General features: G+C 70.1%; 20 protein-coding genes. 1 reads left to right on the plus strand and 19 read right to left on the minus strand.

The window, feature by feature from the left end:
* Positions 1–571: 571 nt before the first annotated feature.
* On the minus strand, positions 572–1108 hold the full coding sequence (locus AB0M18_RS03205; RefSeq protein WP_365755080.1) for a flavoprotein: 537 nt from the start codon (positions 1106–1108) through the stop codon (positions 572–574).
* Positions 1105–2073 (minus strand): FAD-dependent oxidoreductase, encoded by a 969-nt coding sequence (locus AB0M18_RS03210; protein ID WP_365755081.1) that lies wholly within the window; start codon positions 2071–2073, stop codon positions 1105–1107. Before AB0M18_RS03210 ends, AB0M18_RS03205 begins: the two co-directional genes overlap by 4 nt.
* Before the next feature lie 161 nt (positions 2074–2234).
* Here AB0M18_RS03210 and AB0M18_RS03215 point away from each other — a divergent pair, with 161 nt between their 5' ends.
* Positions 2235–3281 carry a phosphotransferase gene (locus tag AB0M18_RS03215; RefSeq protein WP_365755082.1) on the plus strand — a complete coding sequence of 349 codons (1047 nt, stop codon included), beginning with the start codon at positions 2235–2237 and terminating at the stop codon, positions 3279–3281.
* Here AB0M18_RS03215 and AB0M18_RS03220 read toward each other — a convergent pair.
* The 17 genes from AB0M18_RS03220 to AB0M18_RS03300 form a co-directional block, all read right to left on the minus strand.
* Entirely contained in the window at positions 3278–4309 is a 1032-nt protein-coding gene (locus AB0M18_RS03220) for a glycosyltransferase (protein ID WP_365755083.1), read from the minus strand. The two genes, AB0M18_RS03215 and AB0M18_RS03220, sit on opposite strands and share 4 nt — an antisense overlap.
* 6 nt (positions 4310–4315) lie before the next feature.
* Positions 4316–4930, minus strand: a complete 615-nt coding sequence (locus AB0M18_RS03225) for a hypothetical protein (protein ID WP_365755084.1) — start codon at positions 4928–4930, stop codon at positions 4316–4318.
* Positions 4924–5850: a PIG-L family deacetylase gene (locus tag AB0M18_RS03230; protein ID WP_365755085.1), complete on the minus strand. Its 927-nt coding sequence runs from the start codon at positions 5848–5850 to the stop codon at positions 4924–4926. Before AB0M18_RS03230 ends, AB0M18_RS03225 begins: the two co-directional genes overlap by 7 nt.
* Positions 5847–6578 (minus strand): glycosyltransferase, encoded by a 732-nt coding sequence (locus AB0M18_RS03235; protein ID WP_365755086.1) that lies wholly within the window; start codon positions 6576–6578, stop codon positions 5847–5849. Before AB0M18_RS03235 ends, AB0M18_RS03230 begins: the two co-directional genes overlap by 4 nt.
* Positions 6575–7459 (minus strand): aminoglycoside phosphotransferase family protein, encoded by an 885-nt coding sequence (locus tag AB0M18_RS03240; protein ID WP_365755087.1) that lies wholly within the window; start codon positions 7457–7459, stop codon positions 6575–6577. The genes AB0M18_RS03235 and AB0M18_RS03240 overlap by 4 nt, the downstream gene beginning before the upstream one ends.
* Positions 7456–8343 carry a glycosyltransferase gene (locus AB0M18_RS03245; protein ID WP_365755088.1) on the minus strand — a complete coding sequence of 296 codons (888 nt, stop codon included), beginning with the start codon at positions 8341–8343 and terminating at the stop codon, positions 7456–7458. The genes AB0M18_RS03240 and AB0M18_RS03245 overlap by 4 nt, the downstream gene beginning before the upstream one ends.
* A 69-nt stretch (positions 8344–8412) precedes the next feature.
* The gene (locus tag AB0M18_RS03250; RefSeq protein ID WP_365755089.1) at positions 8413–8607 is read right to left on the minus strand and encodes a hypothetical protein; all 195 of its coding nucleotides are present in this window, start codon (positions 8605–8607) and stop codon (positions 8413–8415) included.
* On the minus strand, positions 8604–9050 hold the full coding sequence (locus AB0M18_RS03255; RefSeq protein ID WP_365755090.1) for a hypothetical protein: 447 nt from the start codon (positions 9048–9050) through the stop codon (positions 8604–8606). The genes AB0M18_RS03250 and AB0M18_RS03255 overlap by 4 nt, the downstream gene beginning before the upstream one ends.
* Positions 9051–9243: 193 nt before the next feature.
* Entirely contained in the window at positions 9244–10446 is a 1203-nt protein-coding gene (locus AB0M18_RS03260) for a helix-turn-helix domain-containing protein (protein WP_365755091.1), read from the minus strand.
* 91 nt (positions 10447–10537) lie between these two features.
* Positions 10538–11197: an HAD-IA family hydrolase gene (locus AB0M18_RS03265; protein ID WP_365755092.1), complete on the minus strand. Its 660-nt coding sequence runs from the start codon at positions 11195–11197 to the stop codon at positions 10538–10540.
* 212 nt (positions 11198–11409) lie between these two features.
* The gene (locus tag AB0M18_RS03270) at positions 11410–11760 is read right to left on the minus strand and encodes a DUF6527 family protein (protein ID WP_365755477.1); all 351 of its coding nucleotides are present in this window, start codon (positions 11758–11760) and stop codon (positions 11410–11412) included.
* Between the two features lie 50 nt (positions 11761–11810).
* Positions 11811–12980 (minus strand): ThiF family adenylyltransferase, encoded by a 1170-nt coding sequence (locus AB0M18_RS03275; RefSeq protein ID WP_365755093.1) that lies wholly within the window; start codon positions 12978–12980, stop codon positions 11811–11813.
* Positions 12955–13215, minus strand: coding sequence for a multiubiquitin domain-containing protein (locus tag AB0M18_RS03280; protein ID WP_033204305.1), 261 nt, complete (start codon positions 13213–13215; stop codon positions 12955–12957). Before AB0M18_RS03280 ends, AB0M18_RS03275 begins: the two co-directional genes overlap by 26 nt.
* A 108-nt stretch (positions 13216–13323) precedes the next feature.
* Positions 13324–13608, minus strand: a complete 285-nt coding sequence (locus AB0M18_RS03285; RefSeq protein WP_365755094.1) for a DUF3892 domain-containing protein — start codon at positions 13606–13608, stop codon at positions 13324–13326.
* A gap of 155 nt (positions 13609–13763) precedes the next feature.
* On the minus strand, positions 13764–14789 hold the full coding sequence (locus AB0M18_RS03290) for a DUF955 domain-containing protein (RefSeq protein ID WP_365755095.1): 1026 nt from the start codon (positions 14787–14789) through the stop codon (positions 13764–13766).
* A gap of 20 nt (positions 14790–14809) precedes the next feature.
* On the minus strand, positions 14810–15718 hold the full coding sequence (locus tag AB0M18_RS03295) for a hypothetical protein (RefSeq protein WP_365755096.1): 909 nt from the start codon (positions 15716–15718) through the stop codon (positions 14810–14812).
* Positions 15719–15798: 80 nt separating this feature from the next.
* Positions 15799–16752, minus strand: a complete 954-nt coding sequence (locus AB0M18_RS03300; protein WP_365755097.1) for a hypothetical protein — start codon at positions 16750–16752, stop codon at positions 15799–15801.
* Positions 16753–17189 lie beyond the last annotated feature (437 nt).

A 17189-nucleotide genomic window follows, 5' to 3' on the forward strand; every position in this document is an offset into this window, starting at 1 on the left:
CAAGTCCGCCGCCACCGCCATACCCGCCAAGCAGCGCCTGGCGCAGCCGACCGCCACGTCAGAGCCGAAGCCGCCCGCCGCACCGGCTTCCCCCGCCACGGCGCCGCCTCCCGTCACCGCCACACCGCCGAGGAAAGCGACGCCAAAACCTGGCGGGCGCAAGGCCAGCGCCCCTGACGCGTACCTCCTGGAGCTCGCCCGCCAGATGCGCTACGAGACCGGCACCGTCCGCCGGACCGACCTGGAGCGCACCGCCCGTGCCCAGGGCTACACCGTCGAGCCACCGCGAACTCGGTACCGCCACCAGCCTCACCGAAGTCCTCATCTGGCGCCTCAGGCGCCTTCCGGATCTGGCCGTCGACAGGCTGCCGCACGACAAGACAGTAGGCGGAGTTCGGTCTGGTCCCGCCACACTCACGCCCAGGGCGGCACAGTCAGACTCCCTTCCAAGGAGCCGTTGACGCAGACCCCACCGCGAGCAGCGCATCCGCATGTTCACTGGGTGAAAATCGCTCGTGCTCCGCTTCGGCGCCCACTCGCCCCGATGCTGAGAAGGTAGACCGGATCACGCTCAGTCGATCTTGCCCTCCAGCAGCTCCAACGCCTCCTCCGACCGGAAGCGGTCCGCTCCCCCGCCCGCCTTGGGCCGGTGCGGCTCGTACGACCCGACCAGCACGCCCATCTCCCGCAGCTGGTCCAGGCTCCGGCCGTAGGCCGGGTGTGTGGCCATGGCTGCGTTCACGTACGGCAAGACGACCGTCGGGATGCCGATCCCGTACGCCTCGCACAGGATTCCCAGCGCGAGGGTGTCGGCGATGCCGGCGGCCCACTTGTTGATCGTGTTGAACGTGGCCGGCGCGACGGCGATGGCGTCGGCAGGCGGGAGCGGGCGCGGGTCGCCGGGACTGCGCCAGGCCGAGCGGATCGGGTGGCCGGTCTGGGCCTCGATCGCCTCGGTGTCGAGGAAGCCGAGGCCCTGGGGTGTGGCGATGACGCCGACGCCCCAACCCTGCTCTTGCGCGGCGGTGATCAGCTTGTGTGCGTCGCCCGCGATGCCGGCGGCGCAGACGACGACGTAGAGGAAGGGCTTCCTCGGATGGTCGTTCACTGCCCGTCTCCCCTGTCCGCGGTCAGGAGCCTTGCGGCTTCCTCGGCGCAGCCCCACGAGAGGGTGACACCGGCGCCTCCATGCCCGTAGTTGTGCACGACCACGGTGCCGTCCTCCGTCCGCTCTGCTTCCACCCGGACCCGGGCCCGGGTCGGTCGGGCGCCGATCCGGTGTTCCAGGATGCGGGCCTGGGCAAGACGAGGTTCGACCTCGGCACAGCGGGCGAGGATGCCGACCGCCGCCTTGTCGTCGGGGCCGAGGTCGCCTTCGCCATCGATGGCGATGCCGCCCAGGACGACAGTATCGCCGTGAGGGTAGAAGCACAGCAGGTTGGGCGAGAGGCCGGTGTCCTCGGAGAAGAACTCGGTGAGCCCCGGGTTGGTGGCGACGACGTGCTGGCCGCGGATGGGACGAACGCCAGTGTCCGGGAGCAGATCCTTGGCACCCAGGCCCGTGCAGTTGACGATCACGACAGCAGGGCCGGCGTCCGCGAGCGAGGCCAGGCGCCGCTGCTCGACCGTTCCTCCAGCAACGTCGAGCCGGCGCAGGAGGTAGGCGAGGTAGGTGGGCATGTCGATCAGCGGCACCGTGAACCGGTAGCCGACCGAGAACCCGGACGGCAGTTCGGCCAGCTCACACGGCCGAAAGCCGGGCAGGGAGGTGGCCCAGTCCGGCGGCGCCTCGGCCGTGCGGGACGCCTCGATGCCACTGGTGAGCCGGACGCCCGTGGACGGGTCTTCCGCCAGCTGGCGGAAGATCTCCAGGGACCGGCGCCCCCACTGGTCGACCTTGTCCTTCGGCTCGACCAGGTACGGCCCCCACATCGCCCCGGCCGCCAGTGACGTGACGCCCGGCACCTGCTCGGCGATCACGTGCAGCAAGGCTCCGGCCTCGGCGAGAACGACGGCGGTGGTGAGACCCGCCACCCCAGCACCGACAACGACAACGCGCTCCCCTGCGGTCACGTCTCTGACCCTAGAGGTCACACTCCGACGCCGTAGGCACACCGAGGAAATCGACTGCCATCGGCGCGGCGAGACGGTGCGGGTACACACTGCCCTGGGTCTCTGACACCGCGCGGTGATCTTTGTGCACCCGGGTGCCCGGCTCACGTATCGTCGCCAAGGTGACCAACGCGCATGTGGCGAGCAGGCACCGCATCCCATCCGATGATCTTGCGGAGCTAATCAAGGAGTTCGTCCTCGGCGACGTCGTCGCCTGGCATCATCTGGCCGATGGCCTGATGGACGTGAACTGGCGGCTGGACACTCCGGCAGGGCCCTTCGCTCTCAAGCGGGTCACGGATGTGCCGCTCGACAGGTTGCGCCGCAATCTTGCCGTGTTGCCGGCACTGGCTGAGGGCGGCATTCCCGTGATCGTCCCTGTGGTGGCCTCCTCAGGTGGGGTCGTGGTCGAGGTGGGTGGGAGCGGGTACTGCCTGTTTCCCTGGGCACGAGGAGCGCACGTACGTGGCGTGGACCTCCCCCTCCCTCAGGTGCGGCGACTCGGCGCAATCCTCGGCAAGCTCCACCTTGCGCTCCGCCACGCCGCCGAAATCGGGGCCCTCGCTGCCGTTCCCGACAGCCTCGCCGCGGACGTCGTCACGCCGGAACTGGCGGCGGAGAAGGCCGACCGACTCGCCGCTGCTGCGCGCGCCCACGGTACGGGCGACTCCTTCGACGCGGCGGCTCTCGACGCCCTCGCCAAGCGTCGGGTGTTGCTCGCCGAGTACGCGGCCCTGCGCCCTGCGGGGAACGTTCCCGCAGGGCCGTACGGCTGGACGCACGGCGACTTCCAGTACCGGAACCTCCTCTGGGCCGAAGGCGAGCTGACGGCCGTCCTGGACTGGGACCGGCTGGGCGTCCGCCCGTACGCGGAGGAGGTCGTGCGCACGGCGCAGGTGCAGTTCGGTGTGGAGGGCGTCTTCGACCTGGAGCGGGTATCGGCCTTTGTGAGCGGCTACCGATCGGTGGTCCCGCTGGAGCCGGTCGCGCTGCTCGACGCCGCGCGTCGGCTGTGGTGGAAGCGGATGATGGACTTCTGGCAGCTCGAATTCCACTACGACCGGGACGACCGCTCCTGCGACGACCTGTTCATCGCCGACGAGGCGCTCCTTCGCTGGTGGACGGAGCGGCTCGACGAGGTGGAGCAGGCGTTCGGCGGCGCTCCCTAGATCCCCAGATCCCGGAGCTCTGGCAGGCACGGGCGGGTGAACCGTGCAGCTCTGGTCCGAGCCCGCTCCCCCAGTGCTTCGTGGTCGATGCCCCGGATTGCCCGCGCCCACGTCTCGGGGCCGGCGGTGGCTGGCAGGACGATCCCGGCGTCGCCGATGGCTTCGGGGATGCCGCCCCGGTCGGTGCCGATGCTCGGGACACCGTGGAGTGCGGCCTCGACGATCACGCGGGGGAAGGCGTCTTCCACGGTGGACGGGACCAGCAGCAGTCGGTGACTGCGGTACAGCGGCTCCATGTCGTACACGCGGGGAACGTACGTGACGTTCGGATAGGCCGCGAAACCGGCTGAGGTGTCCCACCAGCCCTCGACGAGAGTGAAGCGCTGCTCCGGCATGAGACGGATGAGCTGGTGCAGCAGCTCGGAGCCCTTGGCAGGGATGGGGTTGACCATGAGCACGGCCGGGGTACGAGCCGTGCCCGTAGCCGGTCCAGGGTGGGCGAACGGCGGGTACACGACGTCGATGCGGGTGCCAGGCGTGTGGGGTGCCCGGCCACGGACGAATTCCGACACGGCCAGCCCGTAGTGGGGGCGCCCGGCGAGCACGCCCAGGCCGGTCGCGGAGACGGAGTGCAGGAGGCCGGCGACGAGCGTGGCTGGCCGGGCCAGTGCCGCCAGCCGAGCCGAGCCTTCCTGGGCGGTGAACACGACGTCGGGGCGGAGATCTCCAAGGAGGCTGCCGAGCACGTGTTCCACGTTGTTCTGCGTCAACGCAGAGCACTCGACCCCGTTCCACCGGTAGCGCAGGGTGCCGGCCGTCTCGTCGTACGGGACGCGATGCCTGGCGAGGTGCGCGCGCATGTCAGGGAGTCGGGGGGCTCCGTCCCACGGAGCCTCGTGCGAGCCGAGGTAGGTGACATGCCAGCCGACTGCGGCGAGTTCTTCGGCGACGAGCTGTTGGGTGACCTCGGCGCCCCCGATGAGGAACGGGGGCGGGGTGCGCCGCCAGGCGAAGAGAGCGGTGGGCATCGGCGGTCACCTCGCCCAGAAGCCGACGAGGGCTTCCACGGCCTGGGCGACTTCGTCCCGGCCCGCGTCCGCGGCCAGGACCGTGAGTTCTCGCGTCACGGGCCGCCGGGGCGTATGGACGAAGTAGTCGCGGGCGTGGTCGAGCAAGCCGGGCTCGTGGAGGAAGTACTCGGACTCGGCGGCGGTGTGGCCGACGGTCTTCCGGCGGAGGTGCAGCGTCTCGGCCGGTACGTCGAGGTAGAGGGTGTGGTCGGGGCGCAGGAACGGGAGCGTCTTGAGGCGGTCGCAGAGCTGGTGGTGGACGCCGAACCCGAACAGAGTGTCCAGGACGTACGCGTGAGCGAGGAGAGTGTCCACGGAGCGGTCGAGGATGACGAGCTGTCTCCGGCTCGCGGCGGCCTCGGCGACGCGGGTCGCCTCGATCTCCATGAATCTCTCGAAGGCGGCGAGTTGGGCGGCCGCGGAGTCGGTACGGGCCGGAGGGATGTCGTCGCGGTGGGCAATGTGCTTGACGTAGCAGTCGGAGACGAACGCCCGCGGGAAGAGGGCGGTGCTGCGGAGGTGGCGTATCGCCGTGGACTTGCCGGCGTAGGAGGGTCCCTCCAAAGCAATGATCAGCACGTCGACTCCTCCGTCCGGTAGAAGCGTTCGGCGTAAAGGCCGGGCCCGTCGACGAGGTCGGCCGCCGTGGTGAAGGCGTGCCGGATCGGCCGGTACATCTTCCGGGCCGGGTGCATCTGCGAGCCGTGCATCCTCAGGACGGTGACCTTGTCCAGGACGACGTCGGTGATGTCGACCAGCTCGGGCCGCATGGCCGCCCCCGTACGCGTGCGGAACAGGTGCTGGTCGCATCCGGCGAGCGCGTACGTCGACCAGAACGCGAGGTCCTCCCAGAACCAGGTGCAGCCGAGGCGGACGGCGGCCTCGTGGACGAGGAGGTGGTCGGGGTGGCGGGTGACGGCGGCGGGGGCGAGGAGCTCGGCGTCGGGATGGACGGCGGCGATCCGGCGCAGCTCCTCGGTGACCCGGTCGAGCCGTTCGGGGTCGTAGGGCCTGTACGGCGGCTCGGCGTCCTTGTATCCCAGAAGGAGTCGGCGGGCAGCGAACGGTGCGAGCGCGGCCGCACCCTCGCGGTCGCGCAGCTCGGACACCGTGTCGACGTCGGCGTACGTGGCCTCGAGGGTGGGGTGCACGCTCCTGGACCGGGTGAAGACGGTGACCACGGTCAGCGGTCGGGGGCGGGCGAGGAAGGCGCCCGAGGCGGAGAGGGCGAAGTCGTCGTGGTGGGGTTCGATGACGAGGACCGGGCGGCCGGCAGGGGTGCGGGCCTCGACGTAGTAGGGGACGCGGGTGTGGGGCGCCGTCACCTCCAGGACGCGGTGGTCCGTGGCCCGGTAGCGGGTGGCGAGCTGCTGGGTGTGCGTCCGGTGGGCGCGGTGGAGGTCGTTGGGGAAGGTGTAGATGCCGCTGCCGTCCGGAACCGGCAGGCCGACGGCGGGCAGGGTCTTGGGCTGGGGCCGCACAGGGGTCTCCTTCGTCATCGCACGGTGGTCTCGTACCAGTGGCGCCACATGCGGGGTGACCGGAGCCGCAGGCCGGCGGTGACGGGGTTCTGCCACCAGAGCATCCGCAGGCTCGACCACTGGTCGTAGCGGCGGGTCGACGGGCGTACGCGCAGCTCATCGAGGATCGCCACGGGCCGTCCGGTGGCCTGGCCGTGGGCGGTGAGCCGGGCGAAGAACTCCACGTCCTCGCTCATGAACAGGTCGTCCCGGTACCCGCCGACGTGGTGGAAGGCGTCGGCGGTGCAGAACTGGTTGACGCCCTGGGCTCCACCGCGCCGGGTGCGGTAGTGGTCCCAGTAGGCGCACAGCAGCCGGGCGCCGAGCCGCTCGGGCGTGTAGAGCGGCGGAATGGCGCCGCCGACGGACCCGGCGTCCATGGCGGCAGCCGCGGCGGTGACCGCTTCCAGGGGGAGGGCCGCGTCGGCGTCGGTGAAGAAGAGACGGCCGCTGCGGGCGGCGCTCGCGCCGGTGTTGCGTACCTGGCCGATGTTGCGGACGGACTCGGTGACGACGCGGGCGCCGAAGGAGGCGGCCATGTCGGCGGTGGCGTCGGTGCTGGCGTTGTCGACGACGATCACCTCCCCGGTGCGGCCGGTGACCTCCTCCCAGCGGGCGAGGGAGGCGAGGACGGAGGGCAGGTAGCGGGGCAGGTAGGCGACCTCGTTGAAAGCGGGGATCACCACCGACAAGGCAGGGGTGGTCATCGGTACGTCCTTTCGGGACGGGGTACGCGGAAGAGGTGCGGGGTCCGGCGGCTCAGCTCGTCCAGGCGGCCGGCCCACCGGGCGCGGTCGTCGCCGGGTTCGGAGTGGGCCCAGCAGCGCATAATGTGGAAGACGGCCCAGGCCGCTAGCTGGTGGTGGTCCAAGGCGAGTGGATAGGCGTCGGTGACCGTGCGGGCCCGGGCGGAGGCGATGGCACCGGACATGACCAGGGCCTGGGCCACGTCGGATTCGCGGGGGCCAGCTGCGGCGTCGGTGAAGTCGACGAGGTGACGGACGGCTCGGGGCCCGGCGAGCACGACGTTGTCGCCGTGCAGGTCGCCGTGACACCACACCGGGGCAGCCGCGGGGGCGTCGGCGATGGCGGCCAGGGCGGGCGCGATGCGGTCCAGAGCGCTGGGCGGGCAGCGACGGCCGATCGAGGTGACCTGCTCATGGAGCGGCCGGCGCGGGGCCCACGGCTGGACCGGGGACCGGTGAAGGCGGCCGAGCAGACCGCCGAGGTCCCTCAGGGCTCGCTCGTCGCCCACCCGGCCGGACCGCACGGCGCTTCCCAGGGTGAGCGGGCCGAGGTCCGCAGTGATGAGAGCGGTCACCTCGTGGCCGGGCACGTGTCCGTGCGCCAGGACGACGGGCACGGGGACGTACTTGGTGACGGCCCGGACCGCCGCCGCCTCGGTCGCGGCATTGCGGCGGGCGGTGACCGCGTACAGCTTGACCACCACGCTCCGGCCGTCGGCCAGGAAGGCCCGGTACACGACCGCCCTCGACCGTGCCGACAGGCGGTGTGCGGCACGGACCGGAACTCCCACGAGACCGAGGGCGGCCCGCGCAACGGCCGCGGGTACGTTCGTCGTGCTCACCACGCACCCGCCGGTTCCGCCCCGAATGCACCCAGGCGGCGGACGTGCCGAAGGGCGACCGCCAGGTGCCGCCGGTACTCGGCCACGTCCTCGGTGACGGGACAGTCAGCCTGCCAGGGCTTCTCCGGGCCGACGAAGTGCACGAGAGCCGCGGCCGGGTCCGGCCTGAGCGACCAGGTGACGACCCGCCGCACCCAGTTGCCCCGCTCCAAGAACCGGCCGGTCTCGAACCTGTTGAGCCCGGCGGCGGCCGGCCGCACGCGGCCGGAGTGCAGGAGCCACAGGTTCAGGGCGTCCTGGTCGTTGTGGAGGATGTGGCAGCGGCCGTGGACGAGCGCGTGCTCGACGCCCCTGCGGACGACGGGCATGTGGCCGGTGCGGGTCCAGAGGACTCCGGCATTGAAGTAGGGACGGCCGCGCAGGTGGGGCCAGCGTTCGGCAGCCCCGGGCAGCGCCGGGCACTCCCCTACGGCCGGGTTGAACTCGTCACGTACGGCGCCGATCTCGTCCTCCCGGAGGGATCCGAGCGGATCGGTGATGTCTCCGCGTACGAGCACGTCCGCGTCCACGTAGATCAGGTAGGGCCGGCGGACGAAGTCGGGCGTGAACTCGAACCGCAGGTAGGTGGTGACGGTGATGTACGAGGCGTCCGCCATGCGCGAGGCGCGCAGCGGGACGCAGCGCCGAAGGTCAAAGGAGGCGAAGCCGGTCCGCTTGGCGAAGTCGGAGAGGAGCAGGGCCTGCGTCGGGGCGAGGTCGAGGGTGAGCACCCGTACCGCCGCATGGCGGCGGGCGACGGGGGTGAGGCTGTCGGCCAGACCCGCGATCGCGGCGAGGCCGGGGACGAGGTACTGCTGGTCGATGCAGAGACCGAACGCGTACACGGGACGTCGCCTTTCAGGCGTGGTGCACGGAAGGGAGTGAGGGACGGGATGGTGAGCGAGCGCGGAAGCTCACCGGTTGTCCCCGCCGCCGGAGGGGGCGAGGACCTTGAGGCTGTCGGGGTCGTCGGTCTCCCAGCAGGGCCCACCCCCGGTCGGCGGCCGCAGCACCCACACGGTGCCGTCGGCACGGACGTCGGTGACGATCGCCCGCCGCCCGTCTCCGTCCCGGACGAGGTCACCGACCCACGCGCGCCGGGCGCTCACGAGGTGCCCTCGTCGTGCGTGTCGGTCTGTCCGAACCAGCCGGAGGCCGCGTCCGCGAGGTCGCGGCGGCGTCGGGCCTGACCGGGCGTACGGCGGCCCGGGGTGCCGTTCGACGCGTCCGCGACGAACCCTCCCCGATCGCGGAGGAGCACGCCGAGGGCCGCGAACTGAGCCGCGTCAGAGGCGACATGCGCCGGGCCGCTGACGACGACGCCTCGGATCATCCCGGCGGACAGGGCGGCCGTGACCGCCTGCCACCCCGGCCGCTCAGCGAGCGGCAGCGCCGGGTCGGCGTCGGACCAGGCCCCGGCGACGTGCCAGTGCCGGGCGTCGGCGTAGTAGCGGCCATGCTCCTCGCTCTCGCCCAGGGCGGTGGAGGTGGTGGCGCAGGAGTAGACGGCAACGGGTACGTGCCCGAGGCCGCCGGGCGGGTTGTTCGGCATGCCTCCAGGCTGGTGGCCTGCGATGCATGGGCCCAGGCACGGCCCGTCGCAGCGGAGGAACCTCGTACCGGGCTCGACTGCCACGTCCCGTGGCAGCGGTCGCGGACTCCGCCGTGGGGCTGGCACGGCCCGTAGCAGTCATGCCGGCGGCACCCGCGGAGCTACTACGGACCGTGGTACTGCGGCCCGTTCCTCAGCGCACCCCGAGCGGGACACCGGCGGAGTTGGCCAGCCCGCGCAGTCGGCTGACGGACACGCCGGCGAGCCTGCTGATGATGACGCCGGGCAGCATCTGGTGGCGCACCCAGCCGGGAGCCGTCTCGCACACCGTTTGGAGGGTGTCGGCGGCGGCCTCCCACCGTCGGCATTCCACCTGGGTGAGAGCGACGTCCAGGCCGAAGCGGGCGCGGGTGGCCAGCGGCACGCTGGCGTCCAGGCGGACGGTGTCCATGAGGCGCAGAGCGCCGCCCGTATCGCCGAGCGCCACCGCGATGCTCATCGCTTGTGTGGCGGCGTACATCGGCCCGTACGGCTGTGCGTGCGAGCCGCGGGCGTGTTCGTCTCCGATGCGGGCTGCGACGGCGTGCGCCTGGGAGAGGTACTCGCGGGCGTGGTCCGCGCTCGCCCCGCCCCGGGAAGCGGCGACGGCGGCGTTCGTGACGAGCTGACCGTAGACGCTGAGCCGGTCCGGATCGTGCTCGCTCATCTTGGGCTCGATCCGGTCCGCCTGGGCCGCCGCGAGGAGGAAGCCCTGCTTGGTGCGCCCATCACGGAGATTGACCCACGCGGTCGTGGCGGCGAGATGGGCGTCGCGCAGTTCGTCCCCGCTCTGAACGGCGATCTGCCGCCCGTACGTCAGCGCCGCGTACGCCAGGTCCCGCGAGCCGAGCACGTTGGCGGCCATGCCCGCGGTCTGGAAGGTGTCGATCAGGACGCCGGCGGCGGCCTCCCGCTCATCGAGGCCAGCGGCGTCGAACCGGGCGCGGGCTTCTGGAAGGAGCCGCCCGAGGAGTGTACCGAGCTCGGTGTACCGCCCTTCCCAGTAGGCAGCGTCCGCGCGACGAACGACCGCTCGAAGTTCTTCGACGCTTCCCGGCTCGACCTCGGCGGGGATGCCGATGGCAGCGTCGTGGGTCGCCGCGGAGACCAGACGCAGCGCGGCCCGCTCGTCGCGGTCCATGGACCGGCGGGGCGCCTGCTGCCCGAGGAGCACGGCGATGTCCGTACCGAGCGCGTCGGCGATCGACAGCAGCGACGGCAGGGAAGCCGTCCCGCCGCGTTCGAGCTTGCGGACGACGCCGACGGACACCCCGGCGGCCTCCGCTAACTGCTCCTGCGTCATGGCACTGCGCAACGCCTTCAAGCGCTCAGAGGTGGTGTACTCCGACCACTGCATGCTCCAGAACCTCCGCGTGATGGGCCCCACACGGACAGTACTCACAGAAACGGGGCGGTGGACAGCCTTCGGGCCAGGCGGCAGTTGACGCTCAGACGGTGAGCACAGCCGTGACGCCGAGAAGAGCCTCCAGCTCGGCGACCGCCCTGTCTTCGTCGGTGGCGTGAACAGTCGTGATGCCCAGCTCGGCAGCGGGCGGCAGGTTCACCTCATGGTCGTCCACGAACACGCACTGCTCGGCAGGCAACCCGATCCGCTCCAGGGCCAGCCGGTAGATAGCTGGGGCCGGCTTCGCCATCCCCTCGAGCTCGGACACGACGTGCACGTCGAAGAGGTCCCAGATCCCCACGTGCTCGTACGGGTTGAACGGGTCGAGCCCGAAGCTGTTCGACAGCAGCGCGAGCCGATGCCCGGCAGCCTGCGCGGCCCGGGCGAGCGCGATCATCCGACGCGCCGGAGGCACCTCGGCCCAGGCCCGCCCCATCAGGTTCACGGGGTCCACGTGCTCGCCCAGCAGAGCTGCTGTTCCTTCATTCCACTCGGCCTGCCCGATCTCCCCGATCTCCAGCGCCGCGTACAGCCGCCGGCCTTCGGGATGATCGTTGAGGGTGGCACGCCACGCGCCCGGCTCCAGTCCTTCGGACACGCACCAGGCCCGGTGAACCTCGATGGGGCTGGCGGTCAGCACCCCCGCGAAATCCAGGATCAGTCCCAGTTGCTCATACCCGTCAATGCTGTTCCCGCGCACCATCCGGTGTTCGCCCCTTCCGAGATCGGTCTCGCACGGCGACGCTACCGTGCAACCACCAACCGGAACACACGGGCAGAAGTCGACCACAGGGTACGACCTGGTGGCGGGAAGTACCTCGCCCAACGCACCAGCAACTCCAGCGCGAGCTGGAGTCGGACTACCGCCAGACCCAACCTCGGTCGTCATCCGATCAAACGGAGCGCAGTGCCGGTTTACTGACGCCAAAGCCTCAGATAACGGCGGAGACCAGCCGTTCGTCGCGGCCGCTGCTCTCCCCTGTCATAGACGACCAGCAAACGAAGGTCTCGGTCCCGGTCTTGGTCGATTTCTGCCGCCGAGTAGCGGCGGCTCCAGTGAACGCGACCGTCGCGGATCCAGTAGTGAGACTGGCACGGGAGGGACCAGTTGCCGATCGATGGGGTGAGGGAAACATTCTCGCCGTCGTAGGTGAGGGACCACTGGGCCGGGGAGAGCGGTGTGACGACTTCGTGTCCGCATCCGCAGCAGCACAAGTGGCCGCAGGTGCGGTAGGGGATCGAGATGTAGAGCACCCCTGCGTCCATGGCCTGGGGAAAGGTCTCGGTGAAGACCGGGCTCAGGGTGTCTTGCGGAGTCACGGCCGGTCCTCGTTGGCGATCTCGTTGGTGATCAGCGAGTACGTGGTGTGGGCCTCGTCGGTGGCGTCGGCGTAGATGCCGAGGGCGCGTTTCCAGCGGATGACGGCCAGGATGGCGTTGAGCGCGTTGAGGTCCGAGGTCTGGATGTTGCTTGCGTAGGCGTCGCGTTCGGGCGCGGGCTTGGGGATACGTCGGCGGGCGGCTTCTCGGCGACCGGGGAGGCTGGTGGTGATGCGGAGCAGTCCGCTGAGGCGGCCGTCGATCTCTTCGATGCCCATGCCGACGTCGATGAATGGCACGTCGTGCGCTTCGATCCAGTTGATGATGGCCGGTTTGCTGGCCGCGTCGTCGGAGGCGAGGAACACGAACGTCGCCCCTTCGAGGAGGTCGAGGTTGCACTCGTCGAGGTACTGCACGCAGCCGGTCACACTGCGGTGCATGTTGGCGTAGACCGAGGCGAGATAGGTGGCCTTGGGCGGACGGGCGCGGAGGATGTCGAGGGTGGGGGCCCCGGGTGCGCGGAAGGCGTTGTGGTTGTCGAAGGTGTCGCCGTCGATGAGGAGGATCGAGTCGACCTCGGTCTTGGCGACCTGGTCGAGGATGTAGCTTCCGCTGCCGCCGAGGCCGACGATGACGATGCGCTGTCCTCGGAATCGGCGGTTGATGGCGGTGATGCCGGCGCGGGAGGTGGCGGTGTCGCGGTAGGCGAAGGGGCTATCGTCGTCGATCTCCTGCCACGCGGCGCCGGGGGTGGGCGTGGCTGAGGGGTCGAGGGCGTAGGCGTGGTCGGCGATGATCCGCGCGTATGCGGTGATCTTCGTGTACTGGTCGGGGTAGCCGTTGGGGGTGGGCTTGCTGGAGAGCATGAAGTTCGCCTGCATGTCCTCGGCGATCACCCGGGTCTCCGGGTTGGCGAGGGTCAGGGGGCGGCCGTGCTCGGTGCACGGGGTGGAGCCGCCGAACCAGATGCGGTGGTCGGTGTCGGAGACGACTCGGTCTCCGCTGACGGTCACGGGGTAGGCGAGGAAGCCGTACTCGACGGTGCGGTTCTCGGTGACGTACGGGATGCGCTGGACGACGATGTGGCCAGCGCGCACGACGACGTCGTAGCCGTCGTCGAGGAGGCGGGACAGGTCGGGGTCACGAGCGAGAAGTGCGATAGACATCGAAAACCATCCCCTCCTTCACGCGGACGCTGTGGCCAGCCGTGAGGCTTCCCGCTCCGTGTCCGTCGTGTCCGCGGCTGTAGCGGACGGTGTAGGTGTCCTGGTCGTTCGGCGGCTGGCCAGGGTAGGCGAGGTCGACGACCTGCTCGTAGGTGATGGCCTTCGCCTCCCAGGTGTGGGGGCGGGCGTTGACGATGATCGTGACGGGCTTGGGCCCGTGGCTGTCCTGGGACATGGGGTCCTCCTGAAGTGGGGAGCGCGTGTTCGGACTGGTGAGTACCGGGGGTGTCGGGCGTGCCGCCGCAGGGGGCGGCACGTCGGACGGCGGTTTCGCGATGGCGGGTCAGCGCCGGGGAAGAGCGAGGAGGTTGTTGGTCCACACGCCGTCGGCGTGGGTCCGCAGGTACTTCTCGCCTCGGGCGGGCGTCTCGACGGCGACTTCCGTGCGGTGGCCGGCTGCGTCGCTGGTGTAGGCCTTGCCGGCCTGGTTCTCGATCCAGTCGACGATCTGCGCCCGGGTGCTGTTGCTTGCCTCGCCGGACGTCTGGTTGGTCCACCACAGGTGGGTGATGTGCTCGTGCGTAGTGCCGCCGGCCGTCAGGCGTACCGCGGTGATCTGAATGGCCACGTTGCTGTTCCTGCTGTTCCTGCCGGCGACGTTCCGACGGGTTCCCGCAGCCGGCGCCGGGTTCCTTGGGCACCCTGGGTGGGGTGCTTCGCCTGGGACGGACGACGTAACTCGCGGGTAGGAAGACGCGTGCGGTTCGCGGGGCCGGCGGGGCGTCAGGAGCAGTCGAAGCAGCGGTCGCTGTTCGGGGGGAACATCGCGGGCGGGTGCACGATGAAGCAGCCGGGGCAGGCGCGGCCCGGGACACGGGGCGGGCAGGCGCAGCGGCCGCAGTCGGGGCACTGAGGAACGCGGCAGCTTGGGCAGGCGGGTTCGAAGGAGCGGTACTCCTCGTCGCAGTTCGCGCAGATGTAGTTGCGCGACTGGGGGCCGCTGCCTGCGGTGGGCGGAGTGAAGGCGCGCCAGGGGGCGGAGTCGGTGACGAGGACGGCGACGATGTAGCCGTCCATGGGGGCGGTGTCAGTGTGCAGTTCGCGTCCGAGGATGCCGTCGCGGTAGCGGACCTGGGTTCGCCCTTGTGCGCGGCCGGAGCCGGTCAGGGCACGGTCGATGACGGGGATGTCACCTTGGAAGCTGCCACGTCGCAGGGGGCGCTCTCCGTGCGAGGCGGCGAAGGCGAGGTGTCCGGTGGGATCGAGGAGGAGAATGTGACCAGGAGCGGGGAGGTGCTGGGCTGCTCGCACGCAGACGGCCATGCGGGAGGCGTTGCTCGCCCGCCACAAGTGGGTGATCGCCAAGGCGGTGGGTCCTTTGACGTCCAGGTGATGACCGACGAGGTGCGCGGGGAGCAGGATCTCGGCGGCGAACGCGTCGCAGGCGGCATCCTCGAGGAGGACGCCGCCGTCGGGTTCCCGGCTGAAGGGCTCCATAAGGTCAAAGCTGCTCTTCTGCAGGTGGTGACCGAGTTCGTGCAGAGCGGTGAAGTCCCGCCGTGCCTGGCTGGCGGACATGGCGACCGACAGGCGCGGCGGCGGGCCGTAGTCGTATGCTCCGGCGACGCTACAGCCTTGTGCCGCCTGGCCCTCGGGAACGTCTTTGACGGTGAGCTCGGGCCAGGTCCGCAGTTCCGCGAGGGCGCCTTGTGTCAGGCGTTCGAGGGCACGGGGGCGAGCCGCTTCGACTTCCTTGATCATGGCGGCGGCCTGAGTGCGGGCTGCGCCGGCGAGCACGTAATTGACCACGCGAGGTGCCCCCTTTTCCTCTATTTGTCCAGGATGAGTTCGAAGTAGCGGTCCGTGCGGGCGGTCCAGTTCGGCTGGGCGCGGTCATCGTCGCGTGCCGCGAGCGTGAAGATGCCGTAGGCGGCGCGCAGTCGGCCGTCGCGTTCAGTCTCGTCGTACTGAGCGGCGAGCTTCTTGATCTGCGTGCGGCGCAGGGGGCGGTTCAGCTCGTGCACGACGACAGGTGGCAAGGCGGGGTTGGCCGCGAGCAGGTACCCGGCCGGCTGGCCGAGGCGCTCGGCGAGTGCGGCGGCTTGGTCGGCGGTGAGGGCCTGCTGTCCTCTCCATACGGCGAGCGCCTGAGGCGGCAGCAGATTCAATGCGGCCGCGAGCTGCGGGGCGGTGATGGCGTGGGCACGAAAAAGCTGGGAAAGGCCTCCCGCCCCTTGGGGAGCCCACTGTGCCGAGGCCAAGGCCTCAAGGCGGTCGGCGAGGACTGCGCGGTACTCGTCGGCCGCCGCGGACGGCAAAGCGCCGCTGCCCCGCTTGGTGCCTGCGATGGCATCGGCAAGTGTGCGGGAGGTGAGGATGTCAGGGCGGTTGGTCAGCTCGCCGACCTGCCGGTCCAGCACGCACCACGGAAGCGTCGTCTCCAAGCCCCACCACAATGCCAGCGGCTGTTCCAGGGTGGTCGCCTGAGCGGGCAGAAGCAGGGTGTCGCTGTCAACGTACCGTTCGAAGGAGGTCGGCACTGCACGCACGGTGTCATCGTCACCGATCGTTGTGATCAGCAGCAGCTGGATGGTGTCCTCCCATGCCGCACGCCAGATCTGGCCCGGACGTGGGTCCTGAGGTGGTGCGGTGGCCACCCGGTGGACGGCGTCGGGCACTTTCAATCCCGCCGCGGCGGCTACCAGCCTCTGGTAGGCAGTGGTGTGGACAGAGCTCATGCCGTCTCCCCCGTCTCCTCGGCTGTGGTCCATCAGCGCATTCTCTTCTCACTGGATCCAGACGACGTAACTGGGACGGTTCACGAAGGAGCGTCGCCGCAGCGCCGCAGCAGTGCGGTCATGACTGCCTGCGGGTCACTGTCCACGGATAGGGCGTCACGGAGCAGAGTTTTGAGATTGGACAGGACCATGGCTGCGTGGCCTTGCCGGATCTCCAGCAGCTGCGCCGCGTGATGGGCGTCCTTGTCGAGGTACGGGAGCAGCAGGCGCTCATTGGGTGAGAGGCGCTGCCAGATGTCCTCGGCCACTGCGTCGACCCCGGTCGGGTCCGGTGCGGTGGTGGCCGCCTGCCGTTCGACGATTTCGGCGACGGTGCCTTCGTCGGCGTACAGCGGGGTGAAGCGGGCCGGTGCCAGGAGCTCGAACCGGGCCTCGAGGACCTTGGCGAGGTCCTCCTTCCGCACCGCGCCCTGTGCATGCTGCAGCACGCACAGCAGGATGGTCTTGAGGGCATGGACCGTCTGCTTGGGTGTGGGGCCGGCATGGTTCCAGCGGGTGATGCCGACCCCTGTCACCCGCGCGGCCCGGGCGATGAGATCGTCCAGGTCTCCCTGCCATACAGCTCCATCGGCATGGTCGGCCAGCGCCCAGCGGGGCGGGGAACCCTTGGTTTTCCGGTAGGCCAGGTCCTCGCTCATCAGCCGGGCGATACGGCGCCGAAGCTTGCCCCGCGGCGTCTTCTTCGCCTCGTCGATGAAGTAGTGCTTGATCGTCGCGAGATACACACGTTCCAGCGAAGCATCGTCCGTGGCGAGCGCGAAGCAGCTTGTGACGAACTTCTGTCCTTTCCCTTCGCGGGTCAGCATCGCCAGGACCACCTCATAGGCAGCGTCATCGCTCCACTCCGCGTGCCCCTCGGGCGGTGGAAAGCCGTAGGAGCGGCGAACCTGGTGGACCAGTCGCCGCAGCAGGTCGAACGAGACCGGCCCCAGCTCGCCCGTCCGTGTCAGCTCCTCGAAAGCCCCGCCTGTCACGAGCCACCCCCGATCCCTTACCTCCGCCCCGGCGCCTGCAGCCACGGGGCTTCCAGTCTGCATACACCAGCATCTCCCTCCGCGGCATGCGACACACGCATATTCCCCTCGTCGCGCAGAAGGGCCCACCCGCTACCCGGACAAGGAGGTGTCACGTTCTCTACGCGGCGGCACGGACGGCGGCAGAGACGCGGTGCAGTTCGAGCAAGCAGCGTCCGATCCCGAGGGCGAACCCGAAGCCCTCTACAGAGGTCACAACATCAGCGCCCTACCGTGCGTTTGGTGTCGACTCGTACGAAGGCAAGGGTGCCGCCGAATCCGGTTCCATACGGCCGGTGACGAGGCGTGACGTCGCCAATAGCTTGACCGAGATCAACGTTGTCGATGGGTCGATTCGCTTCGCGGGCGGGTCGTCCATGCCTTGTGCGCCCCTGCGC

Source organism: Streptomyces sp. NPDC051909, from assembly GCF_040681095.1.
Lineage (GTDB): Bacteria > Actinomycetota > Actinomycetes > Streptomycetales > Streptomycetaceae > Streptomyces.

Excerpts from the sequence above, each read along its gene's own strand:
- AB0M18_RS03275 (WP_365755093.1), bottom strand. The coding sequence starts at position 12,980 with ATGTCTATCGCACTTCTCGCTCGTGACCCCGACCTGTCCCGCCTCCTC.
- AB0M18_RS03295 (WP_365755096.1), bottom strand. The coding sequence starts at position 15,718 with ATGAGCTCTGTCCACACCACTGCCTACCAGAGGCTGGTAGCCGCCGCG.
- AB0M18_RS03270 (WP_365755477.1), bottom strand. The coding sequence starts at position 11,760 with ATGGACGCAGGGGTGCTCTACATCTCGATCCCCTACCGCACCTGCGGC.
- AB0M18_RS03235 (WP_365755086.1), bottom strand. The coding sequence starts at position 6,578 with ATGACCACCCCTGCCTTGTCGGTGGTGATCCCCGCTTTCAACGAGGTC.
- AB0M18_RS03255 (WP_365755090.1), bottom strand. The coding sequence starts at position 9,050 with ATGCCGAACAACCCGCCCGGCGGCCTCGGGCACGTACCCGTTGCCGTC.
- AB0M18_RS03265 (WP_365755092.1), bottom strand. The coding sequence starts at position 11,197 with ATGGTGCGCGGGAACAGCATTGACGGGTATGAGCAACTGGGACTGATC.
- AB0M18_RS03280 (WP_033204305.1), bottom strand. The coding sequence starts at position 13,215 with ATGTCCCAGGACAGCCACGGGCCCAAGCCCGTCACGATCATCGTCAAC.
- AB0M18_RS03220 (WP_365755083.1), bottom strand. The coding sequence starts at position 4,309 with ATGCCCACCGCTCTCTTCGCCTGGCGGCGCACCCCGCCCCCGTTCCTC.
- AB0M18_RS03260 (WP_365755091.1), bottom strand. The coding sequence starts at position 10,446 with ATGCAGTGGTCGGAGTACACCACCTCTGAGCGCTTGAAGGCGTTGCGC.
- AB0M18_RS03230 (WP_365755085.1), bottom strand. The coding sequence starts at position 5,850 with ATGACGAAGGAGACCCCTGTGCGGCCCCAGCCCAAGACCCTGCCCGCC.